The sequence below is a fragment of the Streptomyces sp. NPDC045968 genome (assembly GCF_056430475.1).
On record NZ_JBWKLF010000001.1, the window covers coordinates 1,140,131 to 1,158,394 of the forward strand.

Sequence of the window (18,264 nt, forward strand, 5' to 3'; positions counted from 1 at the left end):
CCGTTCGCCGACGAGGCCGCGCTGTCACTGCCCACAAGTAGGGTGTGAGACATGGCAGACCCCTCCAGCTACCGCCCCAAGCCGGGACAGATCCCCGACTCCCCGGGGGTCTACAAATTCCGCGACGAGCACCGCAGGGTGATCTACGTCGGGAAGGCCAAGAACCTGCGCCAGCGCGTGGCCAACTACTTCCAGGACCTGGCCAATCTCCATCCGCGCACCCGCACGATGGTCACGACGGCCGCCTCCGTCGAATGGACCGTCGTCTCCACGGAGGTCGAGGCGCTCCAGCTGGAGTACTCCTGGATCAAGGAGTTCGACCCCCGCTTCAACGTCAAGTACCGCGACGACAAGAGCTATCCGTACCTCGCGGTCACCCTCAACGAGGACTTCCCCCGTGTCCAGGTGATGCGAGGGGCCAAGAAGAAGGGCGTGCGCTACTTCGGGCCGTACGGGCACGCGTGGGCGATCCGCGAGACCGTCGACCTGATGCTCCGCGTCTTCCCCGTGCGTACGTGCTCCGCGGGCGTCTTCAAGAACGCCGCGAGGACCGGCCGCCCCTGCCTCCTCGGCTACATCGGCAAGTGCTCCGCACCCTGCGTCGGCCGGGTCACCCCCGAGGAGCACCGCGATCTCGCGGAGGACTTCTGCGACTTCATGGCGGGCCGGACCGGTACGTACATCCGCCGCCTGGAGAAGGACATGATGCTGGCGGCGGAGGAGATGGAGTACGAGCGGGCGGCCCGGCTCCGCGACGACGTGGAGGCTCTCAGGCGGGCCATGGAGAAGAGCGCCGTGGTCCTCGCGGACGCCACCGACGCCGACCTGATCGCCGTCGCCGAGGACGAGCTCGAAGCGGCCGTCCAGATCTTCCACGTCCGCGGCGGCCGGGTCCGGGGCCAGCGCGGCTGGGTCACCGACAAGGTCGAGGCGGTCGACACCGCGGGCCTGGTCGAGCACGCGCTCCAGCAGCTGTACGGGGAGGAGACGGGGGACTCCGTACCCAAGGAGGTCCTGGTCCCCGCACTCCCCGAGGACGCCGAGGCCATCTCCCAGTGGCTCGCCACGCGCAGGGGAGCGCAGGTCAGCCTGCGCATCCCGCAGCGGGGCGACAAGAAGGACCTGATGGCCACGGTCCAGCGCAACGCGCTCCAGGCGCTCGGGCTGCACAAGACGAAGCGCGCATCCGACCTGACGACCCGATCCCGTGCCCTGGAGGAGATCTCCGAGGCGCTCGGCCTCGACACGGCGCCGCTGCGCATCGAGTGCTACGACATCTCGCACCTCCAGGGCGACGACGTGGTGGCGTCCATGGTGGTCTTCGAGGACGGGCTCGCACGCAAGAGCGAATACCGTCGCTTCCAGATCAAGGGCTTCGAAGGCCAGGACGACGTGCGGTCGATGCACGAGGTGATCGGCCGCCGTTTCAAGCGGTATCTCCAGGACAAGGAACGGACGGGCGAGTGGGAGGAGACCCCCGCCCCGACAGGCCCCGTACCGATCGGCCCCACCCCGACAGGCCCCGTACCGACCGGCCCCGCCCCGGCAGGACCGGCTCCGACCGGCCCCGTGCTGGCCCCCACCGGAGCCGTATCCGCGGGGGACGACGCCGGGAGCGAGCCGCGGGAGGACGACGGCCGGCCCAAGCGCTTCGCGTATCCGCCGCAGCTCGTCGTCGTCGACGGCGGGCAGCCGCAGGTCGCCGCCGCCAAACGGGCCCTGGACGAGCTGGGCATCGACGACATCGCCGTCTGCGGCCTCGCCAAGCGCCTCGAAGAGGTCTGGCTGCCCGATGACGACGATCCCGTCGTGATGCCCCGCTCCAGCGAAGGGCTGTATCTCCTTCAGCGGATTCGTGACGAGGCCCACCGCTTCGCCATCACCTACCAGCGCGCCAAGCGTGCCAAGCGCATCCGCAGCAGCCCCCTGGACGCCGTCGCGGGCCTCGGTGAGACCCGGAAGCAGGCTCTGATCAAGCATTTCGGCTCCGTGAAGAAGCTGCGGCAGGCGACAATCGACGAGATCTGCGAGGTCCCGGGGATAGGACGCAGGACGGCGGAATCCGTGGCCGCCGCCCTCGCCTCGACCGCTCCGGCCGCGCCTGCCGTGAACACGGCCACAGGAGAGATCATTGAAGAGGACGACGGGGGCACGTCATGACTGAGCACCAGAACGAACGCGCGCACGAGACCGAACCAGAGCACCACAGCACCGACCGAGCAGACGGAGCAGCACACGTGAGTACGGGCACCACGAACGAGACGGGTGAGGCCACCGCGCCGGTCATCCCCGAACTGGTGATCATCTCCGGAATGTCCGGCGCCGGGCGCAGCACCGCCGCCAAGTGTCTGGAGGACCTCGGCTGGTTCGTCGTCGACAACCTCCCGCCCGCGCTGATCCCCACGATGGTGGAGCTCGGCGCCCGGTCCCAGGGCAACGTCGCCCGTATCGCCGTCGTCGTCGACGTCCGGGGCCGGCGCTTCTTCGACAACCTCCGGGAGTCCCTCGCGGACCTGGAGGCCAAGCACGTCACCCGGCGGATCGTCTTCCTGGAGTCCTCGGACGACGCCCTCGTGCGCCGCTTCGAGTCGGTCCGCCGCCCGCACCCCCTCCAGGGCGACGGCCGGATCGTCGACGGCATCGAGGCCGAGCGCGATCTGCTGCGCGAGCTGCGCGGCGACGCCGACCTGGTGATCGACACCTCCAGCCTCAACGTGCACGAACTGCGCGCCAAGATGGACGCCCAGTTCGCCGGCGACGAGGAGCCGGAGCTGCGGGCCACGGTGATGTCGTTCGGCTACAAGTACGGCCTGCCGGTCGACGCCGACCTGGTCGTGGACTGCCGCTTCCTGCCGAACCCGCACTGGGTGCCGGAGCTGCGGCCGTTCACCGGGCTCAACGAGGAGGTGTCCGCGTACGTCTTCGACCAGCCGGGCGCCAAGGAGTTCCTCAACCAGTACACGGAACTGCTCCAGCTCATCGCCGCCGGGTACCGCCGCGAGGGCAAGCGCTACGTGACCGTCGCCGTCGGGTGCACGGGTGGCAAGCACCGCTCCGTGGCCATGTCCGAGAAGCTGGCCGCCCGGCTGGCCACGGAAGGCATCGAGACCGTCCTCGTACACAGGGACATGGGGCGGGAGTGACCAATCGCAATCTGCGGCTGCGGCGGTTGAGCAGAGCGACATCGGCGCTGTCCGGCCGCAAGCGCGGGGCCCAGCCCAAGGTCGTCGCCCTGGGCGGCGGCATGGGCCTCTCGGCCTCGCTCACGGCCCTGCGCCGGATAACCGGCGATCTCACGGCCGTGGTCACCGTCGCCGACGACGGGGGCTCCAGCGGCCGGCTCCGCGAGGAGCTGGGCGTGCTGCCCCCGGGCGATCTCCGCAAGGCGCTGGCCGCGCTCTGCGGGGACGACGAGTGGGGCAGGACGTGGGCCCAGGTCATCCAGCACCGTTTCGAGTCCAAGGGCGATCTGCACGAGCACGCCGTCGGCAACCTGCTGATCGTCGCCCTGTGGGAGCAGCTCGGCGACCATGTGCAGGCGCTCGACCTCGTCGGCAAGCTCCTCGGCGCCCACGGCCGGGTGCTGCCGATGTCGGCCGTCCCCCTGGAGCTCCAGGCGCTCGTACGGGGACACGACCCGGAGCACCCCGACGACATCGTCACCGTGCGCGGGCAGGCGACGGTGGCGCTCACCCCGGGCGAGGTGCAGTCCGTGCACGTCGTCCCGGCCGATCCGCCCGCCGTCCCGGAAGCGGTCGCCGCCGTCCTGGACGCGGACTGGGTGGTGCTCGGCCCCGGGTCCTGGTTCTCCTCGGTGATTCCGCACCTGCTCGTGCCGGAACTGCTCGACGCGCTGGTCGCCACGAAGGCCCGGAAGGTCCTTTCGCTGAACCTCGCACCGCAGCCCGGTGAAACAGAAGGCTTCTCACCGCAGCGTCATTTGGAGGTTTTGGGACGACACGCCCCTAAACTCGCCTTGGACGTGGTGTTGGCCGACGAGGCAGCCGTGCCCGACCGCGAGTCCCTCGCCGACGCCGCAGAACGGCTCGGCGCCGCGGTCGAGCTGGCGCCGGTGGCTTCACCCGACGGCGTTCCGATCCATGATCCGGAGCTGTTGGCCGCCGCGTACGACCGTATTTTTCGGATGCATGGAAGGATCGGCCCATGGCGATGACGCCAGCGGTGAAGGACGAAATCTCTCGGCTTCCCGTAACCCGGACCTGCTGCAGGAAGGCAGAAGTCTCGGCGATTCTTCGGTTCGCGGGTGGGCTGCACCTGGTGAGCGGCCGGATTGTGATCGAGGCGGAGCTGGACACCGCGATGGCGGCGCGCCGGCTGAAGCGGGACATTCTCGAGATCTTCGGGCACAGCTCGGAGCTGATCGTGATGGCGCCCGGCGGGCTGCGGCGCGGCTCCCGCTACGTCGTACGGGTGGTGGCGGGCGGCGACCAGCTCGCGCGCCAGACCGGGCTTGTGGACGGCCGGGGCCGTCCCATCCGCGGGCTGCCCCCGCAGGTGGTCTCGGGGGCCACCTGCGATGCCGAGGCGGCCTGGCGCGGGGCCTTCCTGGCGCACGGCTCGCTGACCGAGCCGGGCCGCTCCTCCTCGCTGGAGGTGACCTGCCCGGGTCCGGAGGCGGCGCTCGCCCTGGTCGGCGCGGCCCGCAGGCTCTCCATCGCGGCGAAGGCCCGTGAGGTGCGCGGCGTGGACCGCGTCGTCGTCCGCGACGGTGACGCCATCGGCGCGCTCCTGACCCGTCTCGGCGCACACGAGTCGGTGCTGGCCTGGGAGGAGCGCCGGATGCGGCGCGAGGTCCGTGCCACGGCGAACCGGCTCGCCAATTTCGACGACGCCAACCTGCGCCGCTCGGCACGGGCGGCCGTGGCCGCGGGTGCCCGTGTGGGACGCGCGCTGGAGATCCTCGGCGAAGAGGTCCCCGAGCACCTCGCGGCGGCCGGACGCCTGCGCATGGAGCACAAGCAGGCATCCCTGGAGGAGCTGGGCGCGCTGGCCGAGCCGCCGCTGACCAAGGACGCCGTCGCCGGCCGTATCCGCCGCCTGCTGGCGATGGCCGACAAGCGGGCCCAGGACCTGGGCATCCCCGGGACGGAATCCACCCTGAGCGAGGAGCTGGCCGACGGTCTCGTCGGCTGACCCGCACCTCACGCCCGCATCAGGTGTCCCGAGCCGGGCATCTGGCCGGACACGCCGCTGCCGGCGCCCCGCAAGGGTGCGCCGGCAGCGGCGTGTCCGGGCGCGGACGCTTTTCGGACTTCTCCTTCTCCCGCGGGGCCCCGGCCGCCGTACTGCTCCGATCGGGGCCCGAATACCTCACCGAAGCAGCCGGGCGCAAGCATTTCCTGGGGGAAAGAGGCTGAGAACACAGGGCCGTTGACGCTCCGTAGCGGGCATCCAGGCCCCTCGCAAGCGGGTCGTCGCCCGTGGGGAGGCCCCGGGCCAAGGCGCGGAGACCTACTCGGGAGTACGGACTTCCGGGCCTCGGCCGGCCCCGCTCGATGTCACTCCTGGGCCCTCGGAGGGGTAGGGTCGGAGGCGGTCGGGGACATCCCTATACAACTCGCCGGCGTCGAAAACCGGCGTACCTAACGAGGAGATCGGTTCGTGACGATCCGCGTAGGCATCAACGGCTTTGGCCGCATCGGACGTAACTACTTCCGCGCGCTGCTGGAGCAGGGTGCGGACATCGAGATCGTGGCTGTCAACGACCTGGGTGACACTGCGACCACGGCCCACCTGCTGAAGTACGACACCATTCTGGGTCGTCTCAAGGCAGACGTCAGCCACACCGCCGACACCATCACCGTCGACGGTCACACCATCAAGGTGCTCTCCGAGCGCAACCCGGCCGACCTGCCCTGGGGTGAGCTGGGCGTCGACATCGTGATCGAGTCGACCGGCATCTTCACCAAGAAGGCCGACGCCGAGAAGCACATCGCCGGTGGCGCCAAAAAGGTCCTCATCTCGGCTCCGGCCAAGGACGAGGACATCACGATCGTGATGGGCGTGAACCAGGACAAGTACGACGCCGCCAAGCACAACGTCATCTCCAACGCCTCGTGCACCACCAACTGTGTGGCGCCGATGGCCAAGGTCCTCGACGAGAACTTCGGCATCGTCAAGGGCCTGATGACGACGGTCCACGCGTACACCAACGACCAGCGGATCCTGGACTTCCCGCACTCGGACCTGCGTCGCGCCCGCGCCGCCGCCGAGAACATCATCCCGACCACGACCGGTGCCGCCAAGGCCACCGCTCTGGTCCTGCCGCAGCTCAAGGGCAAGCTCGACGGAATCGCGATGCGCGTCCCGGTTCCGACCGGTTCCGCCACCGACCTGGTCGTCGAGCTGACCCGCGAGGTCACCAAGGACGAGGTCAACGCCGCGTTCAAGAAGGCGTCCGACGACGGCGACCTGGCGGGGTACCTCGCGTACACCGAGGACCCGATCGTATCCTCGGACATCGTCGGTGACCCGGCGTCCTGCACCTTCGACTCGTCCATGACGATGGTTCAGGAAGGCAAGACGGTGAAGATCCTCGGCTGGTACGACAACGAGTGGGGTTACTCCAACCGTCTTGTCGACCTGACCGAGTTCGTCGGCGGCCAGCTCTGATCTTCGGAGTGGCAGGCAACTCGATGTGAGCATGGGGCTCGGATGGCGCAACGCGGCGCCGTTCGAGCCCCGTTGCATGCTCTCTCGCCCTTCCAAGGAGTACCGGAAACAGATGAAGACGATCGACGAACTTCTCACCGAAGGGGTCGCGGGCAAGCGGGTATTCGTCCGCGCCGACCTCAACGTGCCGCTCGACGGCACCACGATCACGGACGACGGCCGCATCCGCGCCGTCGCGCCCACGGTCGCCAGACTTTCCGCAGCCGGCGCGCGGGTCATCGTCGCCTCGCACCTCGGCCGCCCCAAGGGCGCACCCGACCCGGCGTTCTCGCTCGCACCCGCGGCCGCGCGCCTCGGTGAGCTGCTGGGCACCGATGTCGCCTTCGCGACCGACACGGTCGGCGACTCCGCCCGCGCCACGGTCGCCGCTCTCACCGACGGCCAGGTCGCCGTCATCGAGAACCTCCGCTTCAACGCCGGTGAGACCGCGAAGGACGACGCCGAGCGCGGCGCCTTCGCCGACCAGCTCGCGGAGCTCGCCGACGTGTACGTGGGCGACGGCTTCGGTGCCGTCCACCGCAAGCACGCCTCGGTCTTCGACCTCCCGGCCCGGCTGCCGCACGCGGCCGGCGACCTGATCGCCACCGAGGTCGGCGTCCTGAAGAAGCTGACCGAGGACGTCCAGCGGCCCTACGCCGTGGTCCTCGGCGGCGCCAAGGTCTCCGACAAGCTCGGTGTGATCGACCACCTGCTGGAGAAGGCCGACCGCATCCTGATCGGCGGCGGCATGGCGTACACCTTCCTCAAGGCCCAGGGCCACGAGGTCGGCATCTCGCTGCTCCAGGAGGACCAGGTCCCGGCGGTCAAGGGCTACCTCAAGCGGGCCGAGGAGCTCGGGGTGGAGTTCGTGCTCCCCGTCGACGTCCTCGTGGCGCGCGAGTTCCCCGACCTCAAGACGAAGGCCCCGGCCAACCCCACCACGGTCGCGGCCGACGCCATCCCGGCCGACCAGGAGGGTCTGGACATCGGTCCCGAGACCCGTGAGCTGTACGCGGCGAAGCTCGCCGACGCGGCCACGGTCTTCTGGAACGGCCCCATGGGCGTCTTCGAGCACCCCGACTACGCCGAGGGCACCAAGGCCGTCGCCCAGGCCCTCGTCGACTCCTCGGCCTTCAGCGTCGTCGGCGGCGGGGACAGTGCCGCCGCCGTGCGCATCCTGGGCTTCGACGAGAATGCATTCGGCCATATCTCGACCGGTGGCGGCGCCAGCCTCGAATACCTCGAGGGCAAGACGCTTCCCGGCCTCGCCGCACTGGAGGACTGACACTCAATGACTACCCGCACCCCGCTGATGGCGGGCAACTGGAAGATGAACCTCAACCACCTTGAGGCCATCGCCCACACCCAGAAGCTCGCTTTCGCCCTGGCCGACAAGGACTACGACGCCGTAGAGGTCGCCGTCCTGCCGCCCTTCACCGACCTGCGCTCCGTGCAGACGCTGGTGGACGGCGACAAACTGAAGATCAAGTACGGCGCGCAGGACATCTCGGCGCACGAATCCGGTGCGTACACCGGCGAGATCTCCGGCTCCATGCTCGCCAAGCTGAAGTGCGCGTACGTGGCCGTCGGCCACAGCGAGCGCCGTCAGTACCACGGCGAGAACGACGAGATCTGCAACGCCAAGGTGAAGGCCGCGTTCAAGCACGGCCTGACCCCGATCCTCTGCGTCGGCGAGGGCCTGGACATCCGCAAGGCCGGTGACCAGGTCTCCTACACCCTCGCGCAGCTCGACGGCGCCCTCAAGGACATCCCCGCCGAGCAGGCCGAGTCCATCGTGATCGCCTACGAGCCGGTCTGGGCCATCGGGACCGGCGAGGTCGCCACCCCGGAGGACGCCCAGGAGGTGTGCGGAGCGATCCGTCACCGGCTGGCCGAGCTGTACTCGCAGGAGCTGGCCGACGCCGTCCGCATCCAGTACGGCGGCTCCGTGAAGTCCGGCAACGTCGCCGCGATCATGGCGCAGCCCGACGTGGACGGCGCACTGGTCGGCGGCGCGGCGCTGGACGCCGAGGAGTTCGTCAAGATCGTCCGCTTCCGCGACCAGTGAGTATGCGGTAGCGCCGATCCGTCGTACCCTAGCGGGGGCCGAGGGGGGTACCCCTCCGGCCCCCGTTGTCCGTATGTGCAGTCCAAGGGAATTCCGGAAAGTAGGGACCAGCCGTGATTATGGGGTTCTCGATCGCCCTGATCGTCTTCAGCCTGCTGCTGATGCTGCTGGTGCTGATGCACAAGGGAAAGGGCGGCGGCCTCTCCGACATGTTCGGTGGCGGTATGCAGTCGTCCGTCGGTGGCTCCTCGGTCGCCGAACGCAACCTCGACCGCATCACCGTGGTGGTCGGTCTGGCGTGGTTCGCATGCATTGTCGTACTTGGTCTGCTGATGAAGCTGGACAACTGACCCGGCGTCCGCGATTCCCGGTGAGGGTGTAACTCCCTTCACTGGACGCGCGTTGGGCCTTACGTAGACTGGGGCATCTTCGAGCACCATCACGCAGGGAGTTACGACCGTGGCAAGTGGCAACGCGATCCGGGGAAGCCGGGTCGGAGCGGGGCCGATGGGTGAGGCCGAGCGGGGCGAGTCCGCGCCGCGCCTCCGCATCTCCTTCTGGTGCTCGAACGGGCACGAGACGCAGCCGAGCTTCGCCCATGACGCGCAGGTACCGGAGACTTGGGACTGCCCGCGCTGCGGCTTCCCGGCCGGCCAGGACCGGGACAGCCCGCCCGACCCGCCGCGCACCGAGCCGTACAAGACGCATCTGGCGTATGTACGCGAGCGGCGCAGCGACGCGGACGGCGAGGCCATTCTTGCCGAAGCACTCGCGAAACTCCGCGGCGAAATCTAGAAGTCGTTCACCGGCCGGACACCCCCAGGGTGCCCGGCCGGACTGCTTTTCCCGTGCCGTATCCCGCCCTCGCGCCGCACACCTCCCGGATCAATTAGGTTGGAGGGGCAGCGGGGCATGCGCAGGTACGAGAAGAAGTGGGCTGATACCCGGGATGAACGCACAAAGCCGAACGAAGCTCAATCAGACGCCCGAGTGGACGGCTCTCGGCAAGCACCGTGAGGAACTCGGCGGGACCCAGCTGCGACAGCTGTTCGCCGACGCGCCGGACCGCGGAACCGAATACACCGTCCGGGTCGGCGACCTCCTGATCGACTACTCCAAGAACCTGGTCACCGACGAGACGCTCCGCCTGCTGCGTGAGCTCGCCGCCGCCACCGGGGTCGCGGAACTGCGGGACGCGATGTTCCGCGGCGAGAAGATCAACACGACCGAGGACCGCGCCGTCCTGCACACCGCGCTCCGCGCTCCGCGCGACGCCGTGATCGAGGTCGACGGCGAGAACGTGGTGCCCGCCGTGCACGCCGTCCTGGACAAGATGGCGGCCTTCTCCGACCGCGTCAGGTCGGGGGAGTGGACCGGCCACACCGGCAAGCGCATCAAGAACATCGTGAACATCGGCATCGGCGGCTCCGACCTCGGTCCCGCCATGGCGTACGAGGCGCTGCGTTCCTTCACGGACCGCTCGCTCACCTTCCGCTTCGTGTCGAACGTCGACGGCGCCGACCTGCACGAGGCCCTGCAGGGCCTGGACCCGGCCGAGACGCTGTTCGTCATCGCCTCGAAGACGTTCACCACGATCGAGACCATCACCAACGCCACCTCCGCACGCGACTGGCTGCTCACCGGCCTGAGGGCCGGTCAGGAAGCCGTCGCCAAGCACTTCGTGGCGCTGTCGACCAACGCCGAGAAGGTCGCCGACTTCGGCATCGACACGGCCAACATGTTCGAGTTCTGGGACTGGGTCGGCGGCCGCTACTCGTACGACTCGGCGATCGGCCTCTCCCTGATGATCGCCATCGGTCCGGAGCGCTTCCGCGAGATGCTCGACGGCTTCCACCTCGTCGACGAGCACTTCCGCACCGCCCCGCCCGAGGAGAACGCCCCGCTGCTGCTGGGCCTGTTGGGCGTCTGGTACGGCGGGTTCTTCGACGCGCAGTCGCACGCCGTGCTGCCCTACAGCCACTATCTCTCCAAGTTCACCGCGTACTTGCAGCAGCTGGACATGGAGTCCAACGGCAAGTCCGTGGACCGGGACGGCGATCCGGTGGAGTGGCAGACCGGCCCGGTCGTCTGGGGCACGCCCGGGACCAACGGCCAGCACGCCTACTACCAGTTGATCCACCAGGGCACCAAGGTCATCCCCGCCGACTTCATCGGTTTCGCCGAGCCGGTCGAGGATCTGCTGCCCGGACTGGTCGCCCAGCACGATCTGCTGATGGCCAACTTCTTCGCCCAGACCCAGGCGCTGGCCTTCGGCAAGACGCCGGACGAGGTCCGCGCGGAGGGCGTGCCCGAGGAACTGGTGCCGCACAAGACGTTCCGCGGCAACCACCCGACCACCACGATCCTCGCCGACAGGCTGACCCCGTCGGTGCTCGGCCAGCTCATCGCGCTCTACGAGCACAAGGTCTTCGTCCAGGGCGCCGTCTGGAACATCGACTCCTTCGACCAGTGGGGCGTCGAGCTCGGCAAGGTCCTCGCCAAGAAGATCGAGCCGGTCCTGACCGAAGGCACCGGCGGGGAGCAGCTCGACAGCTCCACCGCCGCGCTCGTCGCCGCCTACCGCACCCTGCGGGGACGCTGAGCGGCGTGGTGACGGGGGAGGGGACGGTACGGCTGCGGCCACCGCGCAACACGCTGGACCGCAGGGCCGTCGGCTGGTGGCGGGCCCAGTGGCTGCTGCTGACCGCGGTGCCCGTGCTCGTACTGGGCGTGCTCGGCGCGTTCATCGGGCCCGCCCGGTTCTGGCTGCTGACGCCCGCCGCGGTCCTGGCGGCGGTCGGAGCGGGCTGCGCCGTCCTCTTCCCCCTCTGGTGGTTCCGGACGCACCGCTGGGAGGTCACCGACGAGGCGGTCTACGTCCGCACGGGAGTCCTCCGGCAGGAGTGGCGGATCGCGCCGATGTCCCGGATCCAGACCGTGGACACCGTGCGCGGCCCCCTCGAACAGCTCTGGAGGCTCGCCACGGTCACCGTCACCACCGCGTCCGCCAGGGGCGCCGTGCGGATCGAGGGCCTCGACCACGAGGTGGCGGCGGAGCTGGCCGAGCGGCTGACCCGGATCACCCAGGACACCCCCGGGGACGCCACATGAGCACCCCCGCCGACGACTGGCGGCGTCTGGACCGGCGTACGGTCCTGGTCACCGCACTCGTCACGGCGGGGGTGCTGCTGGGCGCGGCCGTCCCGGTCGCCGTCGCACTCTCCGGGCGCTTCGGGACCGGCACGGCCCTCGTCTGGGTGCCGGCCGCGGTGGTGGCCGTCACCGGCTGCTCGGCGGGGATCGACCACGTACGCTGGCGCCGCACCCGCTACCGGGTGGGCGCCGAGCGCGTCGCCCTGCACACCGGCCTCCTGCTGGTGAAGGAACGCTCACTGGCCCGGGAACGCATCCGCAGCGTCGACCTCACGGCACGCCCGCTGCCGCGCCTCCTCGGACTCGTGACCGTCAGGATCGGCACCGGCGAGCACGCGGGCGGCGACTCGACGCTGGAGCTCGACCCGGTGACCCGCGCCGAGGGCGAGCGGCTGCGCAGGCTGCTCCTGGAACGCGCCGCGACCGGCCCGGCGGGCAGCCACCGCGAAGGGGAGCTGGTCGCTCTGGACCTCCGGTGGATCAGATACGCACCGGTGTCCTTCGTCGCCCCCATGCTGGGCGGCGCGGCGGCCGGTGCCGTGATGCAGGTCAGCGAATGGACCGGGACGCAGGCCCGGGTGATCGCCTGGATCGGCGACCTGTTCCGCGACACCCCGCTGCTCTGGACGGTCCTCGTCCTCGTCGCCGCAGCCGCGATCGCGGGCGTCGTCGGCGCGCTCGGGCTCTGGGTCGAGATGTGGTGGAGCTACCGGCTGGAGCGTGAACCGGGCGGCACCCTGCGGGTCCGCCGCGGACTCCTCACCTCCCGGTCGGTCTCCATCGAGGAACGGCGGCTGCGCGGGGTCGACCTCGTCGAGCCGCTCGGGGTCCGGCTGATGGGCGCCGCCCGGCTGGACGCGATCACGACCGGCCTGGCCAAGGACGACGAGGAACAGCACGGCGCCCACAACACCCTGCTGCCGGCCGTGCCCCGCGAGCTCGCCGGCACGGTCGCCGCCGACGTCCTGCGGGAGCGGGTGACCCCGACGGGCGCGGCACTGACCGGCCACCCGCGTGCCGCCCGCCGCCGGAGGCTGGGCTGGGCCCTGTGGTCCGTGCTGGTGCCCGTAGCGGTCCTGGCCGTCCTCGGCGCCCTGCTGACGCCCGTCCTGCTCTGGACCGCCCTGGCCTGCGCGGCGGTGTTCCTGCCGCTCGCCGTCCTGTTGGCCCTCGACGCGTACCGCGCCCTGGGGCACGCCCTCGGCGGCGGCTACCTGGTGACCCGCTCCGGCACGCTCCGGCGCTCCACGGCCGCCCTGGAACAGGCCGGGGTGATCGGCTGGACGGTGCGGCAGTCCTACTTCCAGCGGAGGGCCGGGCTCCTGAGCGTGACCGCCACGACGGCCGCGGGAGCGGGCGCGTACACGGCGCACGACACCGACGCGTCCGAGGGCCTCGCCTTCGCCTCCGCTGCCGTCCCCGGTCTGCTGGAGCCCTTTCTGGAGCGGACCTAGACCTGACCACGCGTGGTGTCGATGACGCAGAAGCGGTTGCCCTCCGGGTCGGCGAGCACCACGAAGTCCGGGTCCGGCGGGTAGAGCTCCCAGGCCACACGGACCGCCCCGAGCGAGAGCAGCCGGTCCACCTCGGCGTCCTGCTCATCGGTGTACAGGTCGAGATGGACCCGGGGCACCTCCTGCACGGGTGACCGGCTCCGCCCCAGGGACAGACCCACGCCGTCGCCGTCGGCCGGAACCAGCACCACCCAGTCGTCCGTCGGCGCTTCCCGCTCCACATGGCCGAGCGCCGACTTCCAGAACTCCGCCGCACGCCGTACGTCCGACGCGCCCATCACCACTGTTCCGATACGCACCATGGGGCGAGACTTTCACAACGGAGGCCCGGCCCGCTCCTGAGAGCGAACCGGGCCTCCGTACAGCCTTGCTGACGTCCCCTCAGGGAGAGGCCGGCGGGTAGAGCGCGCGCGGCAGCTGCGAGGCCGCCGCCGCGTCCAGCAGCCACAGGGTGCGGCTGCGCCCGTACGCCCCCGCCGCCGGAGCCTGGATCTCCCCGGCGCCCGACAGGGCGATGGCCGCGGCCTCCGCCTTGTCCTCGCCCGCCGCGAGCAGCCACACCTCGCGCGCCGCCCGGATGGCGGGCAGCGTGAGCGAGACACGGGTGGGCGGCGGCTTGGGCGCACCGTGCACACCGACGACGGTGCGCTCGGTCTCCCGTACCGCGGGCAGTTCCGGGAAGAGCGAGGCGACGTGCGTGTCCGGTCCGACGCCCAGCATCAGCACGTCGAACGTCGGTACGGGGCCGTGGTTCTCCGGCCCCGAGGCCGCGGCCAGTTCGGCCGCGTAACCGGCCGCCGCGGCGTCCGCGTCGTCGCCGTACGGGCCGTCCGAGGCGGGCATCGCGTGCACCCGGGCCGGGTCGAGCGCCACCGAGTCCAGCAGCGCCTCCCGGGCCTGCGTGACATTGCGCTCCGGATCGCCCTCGGGCAGGAAGCGCTCGTCGCCCCACCACAGGTCGAGCCGCGACCAGTCGATCGCGTCCCGGGCGGGCGTGGCGGCGAGTGCGGCCAGCAGGCCGTTGCCGTTGCGCCCGCCGGTCAGCACCACCGAGGCGTATCCGCGAGCGGCCTGGGCGTCCACGACCTTCGTGATCAGCCGGGCCGCCGCGGCCTGCGCCATCAGCTCCTTGTCGCGGTGCACGACCAGTTGGGGAGCGCTCACTTCGAGGCCGCCTTCTTGGCAGCGGCCTTCTTGGCGGCCGTTGCCGTGGCGGCCGGGGTGGCGGCCGGGGACTTCTCCCCGGACTCGGCCGGCTTCGTCTCGGGGCCGCCCAGCTTGTCCAGGCCGAACTTCACCGCCGAGGCGTAGGTGTTGTCCGGGTCGAGGCGCCGCAGCTCCTCCGCGAGGAGCTCCGCGGTCTCGCGGCGCTTGAGCGCCACCCCGCGGTCCGGCTGGCCCTGCATGGAGAGCGTGGCCAGCGAACCGTCGGGCCGGTGCAGCGTGATGGTGCCGTTCCTGGTCTCCATACGGACGGCCGTGAGACCGGGACCTTCGGACTGCGTGCGCTCCACCGGGACACCGAGCCGGTCCGCGAGCCACATGGCGAGCAGCTCGCAGCTCGCGTTGTCCGGCTCGCCCTCGACAGAGGCGGCCACGACCTCCGCGGCCTGCTGGTCGAGCGCGGCGGCCAGCATGGAACGCCACGGCGTGATGCGGGTCCACGCCAGGTCGGTGTCGCCGGGGCTGTACGTCGCTCCGCGCACGGCCAGCTCGTCGAGCGGCCGGGCCGCCGAGTAGGTGTCCGTGATGCGGCGCTGGGCCAGCGCGCCCAGCGGGTCCTTCGCCGGGTCCGCGGGCGCGTCCTGCGGCCACCACACCACGACGGGTGCGTCCGGCAGCAGCAGCGGCAGGACCACCGACTGGGCGTGGTTGGCCAGTTCGCCGTGCAGCCGCAGGACGACGGTCTCGCCGGTGCCCGAGTCGGAACCGACCCGCACCTCGGCGTCGAGCCGTGCGTCACGACGGCTGCGCGGTGAACGGCTGACCCGCTTGATCACCGCGATGATCCGCGAAGGGTGCTCGCGGGAGGAGTCGCTCGCCGCCTTGAGGGCGTCGTACGCGTTCTCCTCGTCGGTGACGATGACGAGGGTCAGCACCATGCCGATGGCCGGGGTGCCGATGGCACGACGGGCCGACACCAGCGCCTGATTGATCTTGCTGGACGTGGTTTCCGTGAGATCGATCTTCATGGCCGGCGCCAGCTCCGTCCGTCGCGTGCGAGCATCTCGTCAGCCTCGGCCGGACCCCAGGTGCCGGCCGCGTACTGAGCGGGCTTGCCGTGCTTGTCCCAGTACTCCTCGATCGGGTCGAGGATGTTCCAGGAGAGTTCGACCTCCTGGTGGCGCGGGAAGAGGTTGGCGTCGCCGAGCAGCACATCGAGGATGAGCCGCTCGTACGCCTCCGGGCTGGACTCCGTGAAGGACTCGCCGTACGCGAAGTCCATCGTGACGTCCCGGACCTCCATCGAGGTGCCGGGCACCTTCGAACCGAACCGCACGGTCACGCCCTCGTCCGGCTGGACCCGGATGACCAGGGCGTTGCCGCCGAGCTCCTCGGTCGCGCCGGACTCGAAGGGCAGATACGGGGCGCGCTTGAAGACGACCGCGATCTCCGTGACCCGGCGGCCGAGCCGCTTTCCGGTACGGAGGTAGAACGGGACGCCCGCCCAGCGGCGGTTGTTGATCGTCAGCTTGATCGCGGCGAAGGTGTCGGTCGTCGACTTGGGGTCGATGCCGTCCTCCTCCAGATAGCCGAGGACCTCTTCGCCGCCCTGCCAGGCGTGGCAGTACTGGCCCCGCACGGTGTGCTTGCCCAGGTCGTCCGGCAGCTCCACCGCCGTGAGCACCTTGAGCTTCTCGGCGACCAGGGCCTTGGGGTGGAAGGAGCCGGGCTCCTCCATCGCCGTCAGCGCGAGCAGCTGGAGCAGGTGGTTCTGGATGACGTCACGGGCCGCGCCGATGCCGTCGTAGTAACCGGCCCGGCCGCCGATACCGATGTCCTCGGCCATCGTGATCTGCACGTGGTCCACGTAGGACCGGTTCCAGATCGGCTCGAACATCGTGTTGGCGAAGCGCAGCGCCAGGATGTTCTGGACCGTCTCCTTGCCCAGGTAGTGGTCGATCCGGAAGACCTCGTTGGGCGGGAACACGTCGTGCACGAGCTGGTTGAGCTCCTGCGCGCTGGTGAGGTCGTGACCGAACGGCTTCTCGATGACGGCACGCCGCCAGGAGCCTTCCTTCTGGTCGGCGAGCCCGTGCTTCTTGAGCTGCTGGACGACCTGCGGGAAGAACTTCGGCGGCACGGACAGGTAGAAGGCGAAGTTGCCGCCCGTGCCCTGTGCCTTGTCGAGCTCCTGGATGGTGGCCTTCAGGGTCTCGAAGGCCTCGTCGTCGTCGAAGTTGCCCTGGACGAAGCGCATCCCCTGGATGAGCTGCTGCCAGACCTCTTCACGGAACGGCGTACGGGCGTGCTGCTTAACGGCGTCGTGGACCTCCTGTGCGAAGTCCTCGTTCTGCCACTCGCGACGGGCGAAGCCGATGAGCGAGAAGCCCGGCGGCAGCAGACCGCGATTGGCCAGGTCGTAGACAGCGGGCATCAGCTTTTTGCGGGACAAATCGCCCGTGACGCCGAAGATGACCAGGCCCGACGGCCCCGCGATACGCGGGAGCCGTCGGTCCTGGGCGTCACGAAGCGGGTTGGCTCCGGGAACACCAGACAAGGTGGTCAGCCCTCCGAAGGGGCGAGGCGCTTGAGTTCCGCCTCGGTGGAGTTGAGCAGGTCGATCCAGGACGCCTCGAACTTCTCGACGCCCTCGTCCTCGAGGAGCTGGACGACCTCGTCGTAGCTGACCCCGAGCTTCTTGATCGCTTCGAGGTCGGCACGGCCCTGGTCGTAGCTGCCCGCGATGGTGTTGCCGGTGATCTCACCGTGGTCGGCGACCGCGTCGAGCGTGGCCTCCGGCATGGTGTTGACCGTGTTCGGGGCGACGAGCTCGTCGACGTACAGGGTGTCCTTGAGGGACGGGTCCTTCACGCCGGTGGAGGCCCACAGCGGGCGCTGCTTGTTGGCCTGCGCCTTGTCCAGGGCGGCCCAGCGGTCGCCCGCGAAGACCTCCTCGTACGCCTCGTAGGCCAGGCGCGCGTTGGCGAGGGCGGACTTGCCCTTGGCGGCCTTGGCCTCGTCGCCGCCGATCGCGTCGAGACGCTTGTCGATCTCGGTGTCCACGCGGGACACGAAGAACGAGGCGACCGAGTGGATCTTCGAGAGGTCCAGGCCCGCGGCCTTCGCCTTCTCCAGGCCCGACAGGTAGGCCTCCATCACCTCGCGGTAGCGCTCCAGCGAGAAGATCAGCGTCACGTTCACGCTGATGCCCCGGCCGATGACCTCGGTGATCGCGGGCAGGCCGGCCTTCGTCGCCGGGATCTTGATGAGCGTGTTCGGCCGGTCCACCAGCCAGGCGAGCTGCTTGGCCTCGGCGACCGTGGCCAGGGTGTTGTGCGCCAGGCGCGGGTCGACCTCGATGGAGACCCGGCCGTCCTGGCCGTCCGTCGCGTCGAAGACCGGACGCAGGATGTCGGCGGCGTCGCGGACGTCCGCCGTCGTGATCATGCGGATGGCCTCGTCCACGGTGACCTTGCGGGCGGCGAGGTCGGTGAGCTGCTGCTCGTAACCGTCACCGTGCGAGATCGCCTTCTGGAAGATCGACGGGTTCGTGGTGACACCGACGACGTGCTGCTGGTCGATCAGCTCGGCGAGGTTGCCGGACGTGATCCGCTTGCGCGACAGGTCGTCGAGCCAGATCGCCACGCCCTCGTCGGAGAGGCGCTTGAGTGCGTCTGTCATGGGAAATGCATC

Annotated in this window: 17 protein-coding genes; 12 read left to right on the forward strand and 5 right to left on the reverse strand. The window is 70.1% G+C overall.

Annotation, left to right across the window (positions count from 1 at the left end; all coding sequences use genetic code 11):
• Positions 1-51 precede the first annotated feature (51 nt).
• The 12 genes from uvrC to AC07FA_RS05010 all read left to right on the forward strand — a co-directional run bounded on the left by uvrC (position 52) and on the right by AC07FA_RS05010 (position 13,347).
• Complete coding sequence (gene uvrC, locus AC07FA_RS04955; RefSeq protein WP_479073255.1) at positions 52-2,160, forward strand: excinuclease ABC subunit UvrC; 2,109 nt, start codon at positions 52-54, stop codon at positions 2,158-2,160.
• Positions 2,157-3,143 carry an RNase adapter RapZ gene (gene rapZ / locus AC07FA_RS04960; RefSeq protein ID WP_479073256.1) on the forward strand — a complete coding sequence of 329 codons (987 nt, stop codon included), beginning with the start codon at positions 2,157-2,159 and terminating at the stop codon, positions 3,141-3,143. Before uvrC ends, rapZ begins: the two co-directional genes overlap by 4 nt.
• Entirely contained in the window at positions 3,140-4,174 is a 1,035-nt protein-coding gene (locus AC07FA_RS04965; RefSeq protein ID WP_479073257.1) for a gluconeogenesis factor YvcK family protein, read from the forward strand. The genes rapZ and AC07FA_RS04965 overlap by 4 nt, the downstream gene beginning before the upstream one ends.
• Entirely contained in the window at positions 4,165-5,154 is a 990-nt protein-coding gene (gene whiA / locus AC07FA_RS04970; RefSeq protein WP_266745531.1) for a DNA-binding protein WhiA, read from the forward strand. Before AC07FA_RS04965 ends, whiA begins: the two co-directional genes overlap by 10 nt.
• 468 nt (positions 5,155-5,622) lie before the next feature.
• Positions 5,623-6,633, forward strand: coding sequence for a type I glyceraldehyde-3-phosphate dehydrogenase (gene gap, locus AC07FA_RS04975; RefSeq protein ID WP_479073258.1), 1,011 nt, complete (start codon positions 5,623-5,625; stop codon positions 6,631-6,633).
• A gap of 112 nt (positions 6,634-6,745) precedes the next feature.
• Entirely contained in the window at positions 6,746-7,957 is a 1,212-nt protein-coding gene (locus AC07FA_RS04980; RefSeq protein ID WP_479073259.1) for a phosphoglycerate kinase, read from the forward strand.
• A gap of 6 nt (positions 7,958-7,963) precedes the next feature.
• The gene (tpiA, locus tag AC07FA_RS04985; RefSeq protein WP_479073260.1) at positions 7,964-8,740 is read left to right on the forward strand and encodes a triose-phosphate isomerase; all 777 of its coding nucleotides are present in this window, start codon (positions 7,964-7,966) and stop codon (positions 8,738-8,740) included.
• A gap of 119 nt (positions 8,741-8,859) precedes the next feature.
• Complete coding sequence (gene secG, locus AC07FA_RS04990) at positions 8,860-9,090, forward strand: preprotein translocase subunit SecG (RefSeq protein ID WP_362842466.1); 231 nt, start codon at positions 8,860-8,862, stop codon at positions 9,088-9,090.
• A gap of 109 nt (positions 9,091-9,199) precedes the next feature.
• Positions 9,200-9,535 carry an RNA polymerase-binding protein RbpA gene (locus tag AC07FA_RS04995; RefSeq protein ID WP_136207022.1) on the forward strand — a complete coding sequence of 112 codons (336 nt, stop codon included), beginning with the start codon at positions 9,200-9,202 and terminating at the stop codon, positions 9,533-9,535.
• A gap of 154 nt (positions 9,536-9,689) precedes the next feature.
• Positions 9,690-11,342, forward strand: a complete 1,653-nt coding sequence (gene pgi / locus AC07FA_RS05000) for a glucose-6-phosphate isomerase (RefSeq protein ID WP_479073261.1) — start codon at positions 9,690-9,692, stop codon at positions 11,340-11,342.
• Positions 11,343-11,347: 5 nt separating this feature from the next.
• Positions 11,348-11,851, forward strand: a complete 504-nt coding sequence (locus tag AC07FA_RS05005; protein WP_479073262.1) for a PH domain-containing protein — start codon at positions 11,348-11,350, stop codon at positions 11,849-11,851.
• Complete coding sequence (locus AC07FA_RS05010) at positions 11,848-13,347, forward strand: PH domain-containing protein (RefSeq protein ID WP_479073263.1); 1,500 nt, start codon at positions 11,848-11,850, stop codon at positions 13,345-13,347. The genes AC07FA_RS05005 and AC07FA_RS05010 overlap by 4 nt, the downstream gene beginning before the upstream one ends.
• On the opposite strand, the gene AC07FA_RS05015 is transcribed toward AC07FA_RS05010, so the two are convergent.
• The 5 genes from AC07FA_RS05015 to tal form a co-directional block, all read right to left on the reverse strand.
• On the reverse strand, positions 13,344-13,709 hold the full coding sequence (locus AC07FA_RS05015) for a VOC family protein (RefSeq protein WP_479073264.1): 366 nt from the start codon (positions 13,707-13,709) through the stop codon (positions 13,344-13,346). The two genes, AC07FA_RS05010 and AC07FA_RS05015, sit on opposite strands and share 4 nt — an antisense overlap.
• A 79-nt stretch (positions 13,710-13,788) precedes the next feature.
• Positions 13,789-14,571, reverse strand: coding sequence for a 6-phosphogluconolactonase (pgl, locus tag AC07FA_RS05020; RefSeq protein ID WP_479073265.1), 783 nt, complete (start codon positions 14,569-14,571; stop codon positions 13,789-13,791).
• On the reverse strand, positions 14,568-15,599 hold the full coding sequence (gene opcA / locus AC07FA_RS05025) for a glucose-6-phosphate dehydrogenase assembly protein OpcA (protein ID WP_479073266.1): 1,032 nt from the start codon (positions 15,597-15,599) through the stop codon (positions 14,568-14,570). The genes pgl and opcA overlap by 4 nt, the downstream gene beginning before the upstream one ends.
• Positions 15,596-17,128: a glucose-6-phosphate dehydrogenase gene (gene zwf, locus AC07FA_RS05030; protein ID WP_479073267.1), complete on the reverse strand. Its 1,533-nt coding sequence runs from the start codon at positions 17,126-17,128 to the stop codon at positions 15,596-15,598. Before zwf ends, opcA begins: the two co-directional genes overlap by 4 nt.
• 5 nt (positions 17,129-17,133) lie before the next feature.
• Entirely contained in the window at positions 17,134-18,252 is a 1,119-nt protein-coding gene (gene tal / locus AC07FA_RS05035) for a transaldolase (RefSeq protein ID WP_479073268.1), read from the reverse strand.
• Positions 18,253-18,264 lie beyond the last annotated feature (12 nt).